Genomic DNA, 12,503 nt, shown 5'->3' with positions numbered 1-12,503 from the left:
GTCAATGGTTTCTCGGCGGGCGCGGGCACCGACCAGCAGTCAAGCCTGGCTGAAAAGGACCCGCTTGAACGCCTCGGCCGCGAGGTGCACCTGCACCGACCAATCCCCCGCCGCATCGCTGCCGGCATCGTCGGAAACATACTTCAGACAAACAAACGGAATGCCTTCGTCACGCGCGATCAACGCCAGCACATAGGCTTCCATATCGACCACGTCGTAAGGTGCATCGCGGTGGTTGATTTCGAAGCTGTCACCGCTGCCACAGGCTTCCAGGGCCAGGCCGGGGATCACTGCCCCATGCTCCAGTACTACCGGGATATCCGACAAGGGTGTTTCGTAGCGGGCAAAGCCCAGTGGGGTCACGTCCATGTCGCGTTGCACGAAGCGGTTACAGCACACCACCTGGCCCTTGCCATGGCGCTGGCTGCCAGCTGAGCCAAGGTTGACGATAAGCTTGGGCTTGCGCGTTGCGATCGCTTTGGTGAGCGCAATAGCCGCATTGACCTTGCCAATGCCAGTGAACACGGTGTTCACCTCGTTGAACACATCGCCAGCCTCGGCCTCGAGGGCGAAAACGAACAGCGTGTCATTCAGGGAAATGTCGGGGAATTGCTTGATCAGCATCATTGAGCAGGTGTTTCCGCGTGGCTGCAAGGGGCGCGGCCATTGTCGGTCAACCCCGGCTAATTGCAAGCCTGGCGGTGCTGAGTGCCGCCCTTTTCGCTGATTGCAGTGCCAGGTCGCCCCGGCACTGCGTCGGTCAATTACGAGCGGCCGCCCTTGCGACCCGACTCGCGATCGTGCGGCATGTTGCTGCCCGAAGACTGGCCGCCCTTGCGTCCGGCTTCAGAAGCCTTTTCTCGGTCATTGGCGAAATTACCTGGGTTCTTGTTACCGCCCTGGCTGCCTTGTTGATTGCCGGTACGGCTGTTGTCTTTAGTGGCCATGGTGCTCAAACCTCATGTGACTTCGGAATGCACGGCAAGCTGCCGTACACAGGTTCGGAGTTCGGCGATATCGCGGGATTCGTTTTATTGCGAAGGGTTCGGACCGGTGGCGTTAAATAAGCGGCAACGCCATATTTGGCGCGCCTGTCAGTCGCGCGGCGGGCTATCCATACGAGCCTGGTGGCGACCCAGCCAGCCACCTGTCGCTGCCCAGCTCAGGGCAATCAGCGCGCCGATCAACATCGCCAGTTGCGGGTGCTCGCCGATGACGTCCAGCGCACGCTTGACCCAGCCGCTCAGGGCATCGCCGCCACGATAGACCACGGTGTCGATGAAGTTCTTGGCCTTGTACTTGTCCTCGGCGGGCAGCACGGTGAACAGCATCTCGCGACCTGGCCGCACCAGCGCATACTCGCCGGCACGGCGCACCACCATCACTACAACGAACACGGCGAACACCGGCGCCAGTGCCAACCACAGAAAGCCTGCTGCCATCACCACCGGCACTGCCACCAGCAACACCCCAACGCCTAGCCGACGAGCCAGGCGCCCGGTAATGAACACCTGGGTGAGGATGGCCAGCGCCTGCACAACGGTGTCGATCAGGCCGAAAACCTGGGTTTGCCGGGTGCGGTCGGTAAAGGTTTCACTGACGATGCGCGCCTGTTCGAAGTACAGAAAGGTGCTGACGCTGGCCAGCAGCACCACGAATAACGCGATACCCAACAGGTACGGCGAACGGAGCACGGCGGTGGCGCCGGCAAACGGGTTGCCGCCTAATGGGCGCGAGGCCAGACGTTCTGTTTGCGCTGGCAGCGGTTGGCGCGCCCGCCAGCGTTGCAGGAACAGGGCCGCGACGATACTGCCTATCAGAAATGCCGCCGCCAGCACCAACAAACCGGCATGGCCCAGCGGTGCGACCAACAAGGCGCCGAACAGGGGGCCGCTAAGCCCACCCAGGCTTGCCCCGGCCGCCAGCAGGCCGAACAAGCGCTTGCCTTGCGCGGTTGAAAACAAGTCGGCGAGCACGCTCCAGGCCAGCGAGATCGTCAGCAAGTTGAACACTGATAGCCAAATGTAGAAGGCTCGGGCAGTCCACAGGTCGTCTGGATTGCCGGCAAACAGTGCCGCGAACAGTAGCAGGTTGCTGGCGAAGAAACCGTAGGCCCAGGGCAGGATATGCCTGCGTTGCACCTTGGAGGCCAACCAACCGAATAGCGGCAGGCACGCCAGGGTAGCGATGAAGGTGCCGGTGAACAGCCATTGCAGGTTGTCCACGCCACCGGCAACCCCCATGGTTTCGCGCACCGGGCGCAGCATGAAGTAACCGGTGAACAACAGGTAGAACAACAGCAAGCCGGCGATGACCGCCGGCCCTTCGCCGGGCTGGATGTTCAGCCCTTGGTCCAGACGCCGCCGCCACGCCTCCATGGTGTCAGGCGAACTGCTTGATCAGCGCCTGTTGCTGCGCGTGAGTGAGCATGGGGTCATGCCCAGCCTTGAGCTGGTCAAGCTGGCGGTCGGGCCGGCCGGTGGCGGGGATGACCGTGGTCACTGCCGGGTGGCTGATGGCGAACTTCAAAAACAACTGCGCCCAGCTGCCGATGCCCGCTTCAGCGGCCCAGCCCGGCAAGGCCTGGTCCTTGACCCGGGCGAACAGGCGGCCATCGTCGAAGGCACGGTTGATCAATACGGCAACGCCCTTGTCCTGGCACAGCGGCAGCAGCTCACGGGCGGCGTCGGGGGCGTTGACCGAATAGTTGATCTGGATAAAGTCCAGCGGCTCGCTACGCACTATTCGCGCGACTTCGTCCTGGCCACTGTTCAGGTAATGGGTGATGCCGACGTAACGCGTTTTGCCTTGCTGCTTCAGCTCACGGGCATAGGGCAGTTGGGTCTGCCAGTCGCGCAGGTTGTGGATCTGCAGCAAGTCGACCTTGTCGGTGCGCAGGCTTCTGAGGCTGCCGGCCCACTGCCTTTCGGCGTCAGCCCGGTTGTCGGCGGCGATCTTGGTAGCGATGAAGCATTGCCGGTGCCAGCCGCCCTCCTCCAGCAATTGGCCAAGAATGCTGTCGGCGCCGCCATAGTTGGGCGAGGTATCGATCACCCGCCCGCCACCGTCGAAAAACGCCTTGAGCACCGCTTTGAGCTGCTGGTACTGAGCCGAGCCAGCCTCCACCTCGAAGCTGCCGGAAGTGCCCGCGCCGATCACCGGTAAGGCTTCACCGGTGGACGGCACTTTGCGAGCCAGCAAGCCCACCGGGGTGGCAGCATGCAGCCAGGGGCTGACGACGGTCAGCAAGCCCAACGTGGCACCTGTGCGTAGGACATCACGACGTGCGTACATGAAAAAGCTCCCGTCATGAATCGGAAACTTTCAAGGCTAGCCGCTCTAACCCACGCCAGCGGGTGTTTCTGTATCTGGATGTTTAGTGATCAGGCCCGCAGCAGTTGGCTCAGGTCGACACCCGTCTCAGCCATCGGCGGGCACCAGTAGTAGCCGCCTGTGAGTGGCCGGCTGAAGCGGTAGAGACCGTCGATAATACCGTCTTCCAGGCCGCTCATGCGTCGCAGCTGTACTTCGAACGCATCGAAGCTATGGCCCAGGGCGACGAAGGCCAGGCCGGCACCGCGCTGGTCGGCCCAGGCCACCGAGCGACGGACCATGAACGCCTCGGGTTCGAAACTTTCCTGAGCCGTACGTTTGACGTGTGCGGACTCGGGTGCATCGTCGAGTTCCTCGTTGTCGCTCAGGCGGCGGCCGATGATGTTGTCCTGATCAGCTTGGGGCAGCGACTTGAAATACTCCAGGTCGTGCTTCCACAGCTGGAACGCGGCATAGCTGGAACCATCGGCGGCAATGGCCGCTTGTACGGCAGCTTCGTCCACCGGGTTTTCGGTGCCGTCTTCGTAACCGGTCAGGTCGTGGCCGCCACGGTGCAGGAAACCATCAACGCTGTCGGCCAGGCGCAATGCCGGTGCCAGCGCCTGCTCGAGCGCCTGGGCGCGCAACAGCAGGTCGCCACGTTCGTTGCCACGCAACCACAGCCACAGGGCGTGTTGGGTGCTGGGGTTCTCCACGGCGGCATCCAGCAGCGGGAAGGCGCGCAAGCCTGGCACATCACGGCCCATGGCCTTGACCAGCGGGGCGCCAATGCCGAGCAGAAGCTGTTCACCATCGACCTGTGGCAGCAAGGCATCCAGGGCGGCAGGCAACGCCTCGGGCGACTGCAGGGTGAAGAACAGGTGGCGGGCGTGGGCCGGCACCGGGGTGGCAAGCAGACCTTGCTGGAACGGCATGACAGGCTAATCCTCGGTTAAAAGCGGCATGCTACTGCGCCCACAGGCCCGCTGCAATGCGGCATGCAGCCTCGCCACGCGCTGCGCTTGGTAACAAACGGTTACCAAGTGCTGGCCCTTTGCGATTAGCTATCAATCAGGGCCGGCCTACACTGCTCGAGATCCTTCGCCCGAGAGACCGCCCATGACCGCCTCGCCCTTGCTCACAGCCTTTCTGCCGCTTGCCCTGGGCATCATCATGCTCGGCCTGGGGTTGTCGCTCACCCTGGCTGATTTCGCTCGCGTGGTGAAGTACCCCAAGCCGGTGGTGGTAGGCCTGGCCTGTCAGATCCTGCTGCTGCCGCTGGTGTGCTTCCTGATCGCCAACGGCTTTGGTCTGGAGTCTGCCTTGGCAGTGGGGCTGATGCTGCTGGCCGCCTCGCCAGGCGGCACCACGGCCAACCTGTTCAGCCACCTGGCTCATGGTGACGTGGCGTTGAATATTACCCTGACGGCGGTCAACTCGCTGATTGCGATCCTGACCATGCCGTTGCTGGTGAACCTGTCGCTGAGCTGGTTCATGGCTTCGGACCAGGCTATCCCATTGCAGTTCGCCAAGGTCATGCAGGTGTTTGCCATTGTCTTGCTGCCGGTGGCGCTGGGCATGCTGATTCGCCATTTCGCCCCGGCATTCGCCGCGCGCATGGAAAAGCCGATGAAACTGGTAGCGGCGCTGTTCCTGGCCTTCACCATCGTCTTGGCATTGGCCAAGGACTGGCAGACCGTGGTCGAGTACGCACCGGTGGTAGGCCTGGCCGCGCTGCTGTTCAACCTGCTGAGCCTGACGGTGGGCTATTGGGTGCCACGGCTGCTGAACATCCCCAAGCGCCAGGCGATTGCCATCGGCATGGAGATCGGCATCCATAACGGGACCTTGGCCATTGCCCTTGCATTGAGCCCGTCGCTGCTGAACAACGCGACCATGGCAGTGCCGGCTGCGTTGTACAGCCTGATCATGTTCTTTACTGCGGCTGGGTTCGGCTGGTGGGTCAGCCGAGGGCAGGTGGCGGCGCAACCCAAAGGGGAAACGGCGAATTGAACCCCTGTCGGTTTATCACGGCTGGCTGCGCTTGCGTCGAAGCTGCGCCGTCAACCTCTTCAGGGGCGGCGCATAGAAGAACCCGAACGACACACTCCCCGTGCGCCCCTTCACCGCATGGTGCAACCGATGCGCCCGGTGCAAGCGTTTCAGATAGCGGTTGACCGGCCGTGGCTTGTGCGGCCAATGCCGGTGAAAGAAGCCGTCGTGGGCCAGCACATACAGCACCCCGTACCCTGCCACGCCGCCGCCCACCCACTGCAGCGGCGCAAAACCGCTTTTCCCGAGCGCCACCAGCGCCGTGGCAATCAGCCCCAGGGCCACCAGGTAGAGGTCGTTGGTTTCGAGCATGCCCAGTTGTGGCTCATGGTGCGAGCGATGCAGCCACCAGCCCCAGCCATGCATGATGTACTTGTGAGCCAGCGTGCCAACGCCCTCCATGGCCACCAGGGTGCCGAACAGGACGGCGAAATTGAACAGCATGGAACGGTCCGGGTGATGGCAAAGGGAGGCGCAAGGGTACCGGCTGCCCAGGTATTTTTCCATGCGGGCGTGACCGGCTGCAGGCCATTCGCGGATGAAGCCATTGTCATGTTTTTGCCCTTGACCTGCCCTGCCACGCGGCGTATGGTCCGCGGCGCAATTTTGCCTTCCTCAACAGGAGACCTGCCTTGGACAGTAGCCCCAGTCGCTTGCGACAGGCCCACGTGGCGCGCTAGCCCGGCAGTGTCCTGCACTGTCTGGCCGCTCTGGCAAGACGGTGGTTTCTTGTAACCCCGCACCTCCTTCCCTCCTCGTGGTCCTGCGCATTTTTCTGGTTTTTCAACCGCGCCAACTGATGGCGTTCATGCGGGCGTTTGCCTGCGGAAGAGGTTTGCTATGGATTGGAAAGTATTTTTACTGCGCGTTGCCATTGCCCTGCTGCTGGGGGCGTTGATCGGTGCCGAACGGCAATTGCGCCAACGCCTGACCGGGCTGCGCACCAATGCACTGGTCAGTACCGGTGCCTGCCTGTTCGTGCTGATGACCCAGGCAGTGCCAGGCATGGCGCCTGCCGATGCGTCGCGCGTGGCCGCCTATGTCGTGTCGGGCATCGGCTTTCTGGGTGGCGGCGTGATCATGCGCGACGGTTTCAACGTGCGTGGCCTGAACACCGCAGCCACCTTGTGGTGCACGGCTGCGGTCGGCGTGCTGTGCAGCCTTGGGCTGCTGTTGGAGGCTGCGCTGGGTAGCCTGGTGGTGCTGTGCGCCAATATCCTGCTGCGCGACATCGCCCAGCGCCTGGACCGTCAGGACGTGGTGCCGGCCAGCGAGGTGGAGCAGCACTTCGAAGTACGTATCGTCTGCCGCGCCGAGGACGAGATTCAGGTGCGCAGCCTGATGCTGCATAGCCTGGGCGACCCGCAACTGCGGCTGCAGTCACTGCAGAGCGCAGACCTGGACAACCCTGCACGCCTGGAAGTACGTGCCGAACTGCTGGGCACCACGCAGGCGCCGGCGCAGCTGGAGCGGCTGGTCAGCCGGGTCAGCCTGGAGAAAGGTGTAAGCTCGGTGCGCTGGCAGTTACAGCCGCAGGTGTTGGCGGCTGATTAGAACGACAGGAGTGATTCATGCTTATCCGCCCTACCCTTGAGCGCGACATTCAACGGCTGCCAGGCGTCGAGCGATCGGCAGCCCAGGCTTTTGTCGGCTGGCCGGCACTGGCCTGGCTGGCGCAAGGTGATGTGATGGACTGCGCTGCACACAGGGCTTTCGTCGAGGAAGGTGGTAGTTGGGTCGCTGAGGATCCGGCTGGGCGCATTGTCGGTTTTGCCTGCGCCAGGCTTGCGGACCAAGCGCTGCACCTTCATGAAATATCAGTGTGCCGGGAGGGCCAAGGGCAAGGTGTCGGGCGCCGCTTGCTGCGGCAAGTGGTCGATGCCGCACGCTGCGCCGGTGTGCGCGAGCTGACCTTGACCACCTTTGTCGATGTGCCCTGGAATGCGCCGTTTTATGCCCGTTTTGGGTTTGAGCGGCTGCATGAAAGGCTGCTGAACGATCGACTCCGGGGCATTCTGGCCAGTGAGCACGCTCACGGTCTCGAAGGGCGTTGTGCAATGCGCCTCTGCGTCGGGCATTAACCTATGGGGCTGGCAAGGCCGCTCTGCACTGGGCCAGCGCCTCGTCCCGTTCTTTCACGCGCTCCTCGAGCCGCTGCAACTGGCGAGCCTGCTCGGCGCACACATCGCGCCTGTGCTCCAGGTTTTGCGCTTGCTCCTCCAGTTGGCGACGCATTTCCTCGCTGGCGCCCTGGGCCTGGGCCAGGATCGTGCGCAAGCCCTGGATCTGCGCTTCACGCTGTTCCAGCAACTCGCCCTGCGCCCGGCACTCGCTGGCGGCCTGGCGGTGCTCGCCCAGCAACCGCTCGTTATCGCGGTGCAGACGGGTTAGCTCGTCCTGCTTGACGATCATGCCTTGCTGTAGCTGGCGTATTTCCACCTGCATCTGCTGCAACTGCGCTTCATGGCGGCGCTGTTCCTGCTCGCGCTGTTCACGGCTGGCATTGCGGTAGTGCTCCAGAGCATCGCGGGCATGGCGGTGCTTGTCTTCCAGCGACTTGACCTGCTCGTCCTTGTCGGTCAGGCGCACCTGCAATTCACCTAGCGACTGGTTAAGGCTGGCGCTGCGCAGTTGTTCCGCTTGCAACGTGCTTTGCGTGGACAGCCGTTTTTCTGTCTCGGCGGCCAAGGCCGCTGCATCGATCTTGTGTTGCTGATGAGCTGCATTCAGCGCCTGCTGGGCGATTTCCAGCTGCGCCTCAAGCGTTTCCCGCTGTTGGGTGAAGGTGCTCTCGGCCTGCTCGATCTTCAAATCGGCCTCGTCCTGCAGCTGGGTTGCCAGTTGCCCGACCAGGCGGCTCAGCACATCGCTCAGCGCAGCGCCGCCTTCGGAGGCCACCGGCTGCTGGCCGTTCAACTCCTTCAGATAGCGGTGAATGGTGGTTTTAGAGCCGGTATTGCCCAGCTCGATACGTATGGCATCGATGCTGGGGTTCTCGCCCCGGGCAATCAGCGCCTGCCGGGCCTGCTGCACTACCACCTTGTTGATACCGCCGCGCGCCATGCTTGCTCCTACGATTTTGTACTGTGTTATGTAATATGTAATTACGTACCAATTATGGCGACTTAAAAGCGCAGCTGCAATCAATTACTAAGGTTGAATAATCACGGCTTATCGCATGTCAGGCATAAAATTGGCAAAACGATCGCGAATAACCGTATGTTCAAAAGCAAAACGCCCCGCCAGGCACGGGGCCTGCGGGGCGTTGCATAGGGGCGTAGTGGCGTATCAGAACGAGCGGTCGACCCGCGCAGGCGTGCGGCGCATCAGCACCTTGCCATTGCGCACCGACACCAGTGCATGCCCTTGGCTGCGCACCATCTCGTAATCATCCGGCGCCGACAGCAGCAACAGGTTTGCGGGGCGCCCCACTTCGATGCCATAGCGTTCGCCCAGGTTCAGCGTGCGGGCGCTGTTGTCGGTGATCAGGTCCAGGCAGCGCTGCAGGTCTTCATAGCCGAGCATGTGGCAGATGTGCAGCCCTGCTTCGAGAATGCGCAGAATGTTGCCGTTGCCCAGCGGGTACCACGGGTCGACGATGGAGTCCTGGCCAAAACACACGTTCATCCCGGCGCGGTCGATCTCGGCCACGCGGGTGACGCCACGGCGTTTCGGGTAGTTGTCGAAGCGCCCCTGCAGGTGAATGCTCTCGGTCGGGCACGACACGAAGTTGATGCCAGACAACTTGAGCAGGCGGAACAGCTTGTAGCAGTAGGCATTGTCATACGAGCCCATGGCCACGGTATGGCTGGCCGTAACCCGCGCCCCCATGTCGCGTACCCGGGCTTCTTCGGCCAACACTTCGAGGAAACGCGATTGCGGGTCGTCGGTTTCGTCGCAGTGCACGTCCACCAGGCAGCCGGTGCGCTCGGCCAGGTCCATCAGGAACTTCACCGACGATACACCCTGGTCGCGGGTGTTCTCGAAATGCGGAATACCGCCGACCACCTCGGCACCGATGGCCACCGCTTCGGTCATCAGCGCCCGTCCGTTGGCGTACGACTCGATCCCTTCCTGGGGGAAGGCGACGATCTGCAGGTCGACCTGCTCGCGCACTTCGTCACGCACCTCGACCATTGCCTTGAGCGCAGTGAGTTTCGGGTCGGTGACATCGACATGGGTGCGCACATGCTGGATACCGTGGTCGACCAGCATGCCGATGGTCTTTTTCGCGCGCGTCTTGATGTCGTCATGGGTGGTGGTTTCCTTGCGTTCAGCCCAGCATTCGATGCCTTCGAACAAGGTGCCGCTCATGTTCCACCTGGGTTCACCCGCAGTCAGTGTGGCGTCCAGGTGGATGTGCGGCTCCACGAAGGGCGCCACGACCAGGTTTTGCCCGGCGTCCAGGTCATCGACACCCGCGAGCGCCACCACCTCGGCTTGGGGCACGATGGCGGCAATGCGCGCGCCGTTCAGTTCGATATGGAACAGGCCGGGTTTGCCGCGTAGGCGTGCGTTGATAATGTTCATGCTGTTACTCCTTGCCGTGGGCTTCGCTCATGCGCCATACCAGCATGGCGACCGAAGCATTCATGCGAAAAAGCGGGTCGTCGAGAGACTGCCCGCTCAGTTGTTCGATGCGCTGGATGCGCTGATTGATGGTGTTGCGGTGCAACCCCAAGCGCTGTGCGGCCTTCAGCCCATTGCCGTTTTCCATGAGCAAGGCGTCGAGGGTATGCACCAGGGCATTGGCCTGCTTGCGCCCAGGGGCGATCAGCGGCCCGAGGGTGCGGCTGACGAAGTCGTCGATCAGCGAGCGGTCGACAATACCTTGCAGCAGGCGCAGTACGCCCAGTTCGCTGAAGTTGCAAAAGCCGTTGGCTGGGCGCAGGTGCTGCGCCACATCCAGCGCCTGGCGCGCCTCGTTGAGGGCCTGGCGGTAGTGCGCACACTCTTCGGCGAGGCTCGACAAGCCCATGTACAGGCTCAGTTCACCCGTCGCGGCCTGCAGTTGCCGGTACAGCACCGCCAACGTCTCGGCCAGGTCGGGCGTGTCGGCCAGTAGCACCACGAACAGGTCGCCCGGTAACTGCGCCGTTACGCTGCCTGGCCGCTGACGGCACCAGGCTTCGAGTTGGTCCTCCAGGGCCTGACGGGTAGCCTGCCAGGTACGCTCACCGTGAGCCAGCCCGTGGCGCTCGAACAAGCTATCTACGCCCGCCAGGCGCAAAGCCAGCAGGCGCCGTGGGTGGTCCAGCGCCAGTTGCAGGTGCGCTGCTCGCTGCCTTGCAATCGCCAGGCTCGGGTAGTCGCCTGTGAGCAGTTGGCCAAGGATGTCGTTGCGCGAGCGACGCACCTGGCTCATCTGCACCAGTGCCGTGCCGATCAGGTGGGTGACCACCACCATCTTCAGCGCGTAGGGCTGCTCGATCAGCGGCAAGCCCAGTTGCTCTGCATATGCGATAACGGACGCCGGGATGCTCTGGATGAAGCTGCCGCCAGTGAGAATCACCATGCCGGCAATGCCCACGGCCTCGCCGTCCTCTACCAGGCTCAGCAGGTTGGCCTCGCCGCGCGGATGGTTGATGCCAGTGACGAACACCAGTTCACCGCCCATCACCCATTCGGCGATGCCCTCGTTTTCCGCCACGTAAGGCCAGCGCACTCGCCGTTGCAGGTTGCGCGCCCCGGCCCGCACGCTCATTTCGTGCAGGCCGGGTAAATGCAGGATCTCGTCCAGCGCCAGGCTCACGGCTCGACGCCCGCCTGGCCAGGCGCTCGGCGGCGCGCCCCCAGCTCATGGATGACGATATAGCACAGTGCCGAGGCGCCGATACCCACCAGCGGAGCGACCCAAGGCGAGGCGTAGGCCAGTACCGCACCCACGGCATAGGCAAACAGGCCCGTCAGGTTGTAGCGTGGCAGGCTTACCGTGCTCAGTGCCGGGTACTTGCCACGGTGGCGATACCAGAAGTCGGCCATGATGACCCCGCCCACCGGCGGAATGATCGAGCCCAGCAGTACCAGGAACGGGATCAGCATTTCATACATGCCGCCAATCGCCAGCACGATGCCAACCCCGGCTGCCATCAGTGTTGCCGTGCGCCGACGCTCACTGCGTAGCAGGTGGCAGGCGGCGGCCGACACGTTATAGATAGTCGGCCCCTGGATGGTCCACAGGTTCAAGCACAGCATCACCACCGCCGCGAACGACAGGCCCTGCAGCATCATCACCTCGACGATATCGGCCTGCTGGTAAACCATCGCGCACCAGGCACCGGCCACCACCATCAGGCCGTTGCCAAGCAGGAATGCCACCACGCTGGCGATCACCGCTACCCGGCCGCTGCGTGACAGCCGCGTCCAGTTGGTGGCCTGGGTGGCACCACTGGCGAAGGTGCCGAAGACCATGGTCACCGCTGCTGAAAAGGTCATGGTTTCGTGTGGTATCACGGCGGCCAGGCCGGCAAAGCCACCGGCATCGCGGGTGGCGATGTACATGGACACCAACAGCAGCACGAACATCAATGGCACTGACACCCGCGACAGCACGTCCAGCCCCTTGAAGCCGATGATGGCAGTGATACTGAAGCCCAGCCCGAACAGCACCATCAGCGGTACGCTGAAGCCCTCTGCCAACCCCAGCAGCTTGACCAGCACGATGGCTACCGTGGCCGTGCCCCAGGCATACCAGCCCAGTTCAGCGAAACCCAACAGAAAATCCGAAAGCCGGCTGCCCGCCTCACCGAAACAGAAGCGCCCCATCAACACCGTGTTAAGCCCGCTGCGCGAGGCGATGAACGCCAGCGCTGCGGCATACAAGGCCAGCAGGCTGTTGCCGAGGGTTGCCACCCACAACATGTCGACAAAGCCGAAGGCCATGCCCAGCTTGCCGCCAGCGAACATCGTGCCGGTAAAAAAGGTGAAGCTGAACAGGACCATCGCGATCGGTAGCAGGCCCTTGCGGGCGGACTGCGGGGCTTCGCTTAGGGGGAATTCACTGGGTGAGCTCATTGCACGGGGCTCCGGATTGTAGTTGGGAGCAGAAAGAGCAATATGCGGGCCGCTTTTTCCAGGGCCGCAACCCAGGAAAAAGCGGGCGGGAAGCCTAGATATTCATGTGCAACATGAACATTAAA

12 protein-coding genes and 1 pseudogene are annotated in these 12,503 nt (G+C 62.8%); 3 read left to right on the top strand and 10 right to left on the bottom strand.

All coding sequences use genetic code 11. The annotated features are described in order from the left end of the window. Positions 1-39 precede the first annotated feature (39 nt). The 5 genes and pseudogenes from APH35_RS22190 to APH35_RS22170 all read right to left on the bottom strand — a co-directional run bounded on the left by APH35_RS22190 (position 40) and on the right by APH35_RS22170 (position 4,247). Positions 40-627, bottom strand: coding sequence for a 5'-methylthioadenosine/S-adenosylhomocysteine nucleosidase family protein (locus tag APH35_RS22190; protein WP_060515530.1), 588 nt, complete (start codon positions 625-627; stop codon positions 40-42). A 137-nt stretch (positions 628-764) separates the two neighbouring features. Further along, positions 765-890, bottom strand: a pseudogene (locus APH35_RS22185) (general stress protein); the annotation flags it as partial. Between the two features lie 204 nt (positions 891-1,094). Further along, complete coding sequence (locus APH35_RS22180; RefSeq protein WP_060515529.1) at positions 1,095-2,378, bottom strand: NTP/NDP exchange transporter; 1,284 nt, start codon at positions 2,376-2,378, stop codon at positions 1,095-1,097. A gap of 4 nt (positions 2,379-2,382) precedes the next feature. After that, on the bottom strand, positions 2,383-3,294 hold the full coding sequence (locus APH35_RS22175) for an aldo/keto reductase (protein WP_012272283.1): 912 nt from the start codon (positions 3,292-3,294) through the stop codon (positions 2,383-2,385). A gap of 89 nt (positions 3,295-3,383) precedes the next feature. Further along, positions 3,384-4,247 carry a Dyp-type peroxidase gene (locus APH35_RS22170; RefSeq protein WP_012272284.1) on the bottom strand — a complete coding sequence of 288 codons (864 nt, stop codon included), beginning with the start codon at positions 4,245-4,247 and terminating at the stop codon, positions 3,384-3,386. Between the two features lie 184 nt (positions 4,248-4,431). Between APH35_RS22170 and APH35_RS22165 the strand changes: the two genes are divergently transcribed. After that, positions 4,432-5,325, top strand: coding sequence for a bile acid:sodium symporter family protein (locus APH35_RS22165; RefSeq protein ID WP_012272285.1), 894 nt, complete (start codon positions 4,432-4,434; stop codon positions 5,323-5,325). 15 nt (positions 5,326-5,340) lie between these two features. Here the strand turns inward: APH35_RS22165 and APH35_RS22160 are convergent, their stop codons facing one another. Continuing rightward, positions 5,341-5,808 carry a sterol desaturase family protein gene (locus APH35_RS22160; RefSeq protein ID WP_041166491.1) on the bottom strand — a complete coding sequence of 156 codons (468 nt, stop codon included), beginning with the start codon at positions 5,806-5,808 and terminating at the stop codon, positions 5,341-5,343. Between the two features lie 396 nt (positions 5,809-6,204). Here APH35_RS22160 and APH35_RS22155 point away from each other — a divergent pair, with 396 nt between their 5' ends. After that, on the top strand, positions 6,205-6,918 hold the full coding sequence (locus APH35_RS22155) for an MgtC/SapB family protein (RefSeq protein ID WP_012272287.1): 714 nt from the start codon (positions 6,205-6,207) through the stop codon (positions 6,916-6,918). A 17-nt stretch (positions 6,919-6,935) separates the two neighbouring features. Further along, positions 6,936-7,445 carry a GNAT family N-acetyltransferase gene (locus tag APH35_RS22150; RefSeq protein ID WP_060492364.1) on the top strand — a complete coding sequence of 170 codons (510 nt, stop codon included), beginning with the start codon at positions 6,936-6,938 and terminating at the stop codon, positions 7,443-7,445. A 1-nt stretch (position 7,446) separates the two neighbouring features. Here the strand turns inward: APH35_RS22150 and APH35_RS22145 are convergent, their stop codons facing one another. From APH35_RS22145 to codB, 4 genes are all read right to left on the bottom strand, one after another. Beyond that, positions 7,447-8,427, bottom strand: coding sequence for a DNA-binding protein (locus APH35_RS22145; protein WP_060515528.1), 981 nt, complete (start codon positions 8,425-8,427; stop codon positions 7,447-7,449). A gap of 225 nt (positions 8,428-8,652) precedes the next feature. Beyond that, entirely contained in the window at positions 8,653-9,894 is a 1,242-nt protein-coding gene (codA, locus tag APH35_RS22140; protein WP_060515527.1) for a cytosine deaminase, read from the bottom strand. A gap of 4 nt (positions 9,895-9,898) precedes the next feature. Further along, complete coding sequence (locus APH35_RS22135) at positions 9,899-11,116, bottom strand: PucR family transcriptional regulator (protein WP_060515526.1); 1,218 nt, start codon at positions 11,114-11,116, stop codon at positions 9,899-9,901. Next, positions 11,113-12,378: a cytosine permease gene (gene codB, locus APH35_RS22130; RefSeq protein ID WP_060515525.1), complete on the bottom strand. Its 1,266-nt coding sequence runs from the start codon at positions 12,376-12,378 to the stop codon at positions 11,113-11,115. The genes APH35_RS22135 and codB overlap by 4 nt, the downstream gene beginning before the upstream one ends. Between the last annotated feature and the right edge of the window lie 125 nt (positions 12,379-12,503).

Origin of the sequence: Pseudomonas sp. NBRC 111132 (assembly GCF_001320565.1) — a bacterium.
GTDB classification, from domain to species: domain Bacteria; phylum Pseudomonadota; class Gammaproteobacteria; order Pseudomonadales; family Pseudomonadaceae; genus Aquipseudomonas; species Aquipseudomonas putida_P.
This window is presented reverse-complemented; position numbering and strand designations above follow the sequence as displayed.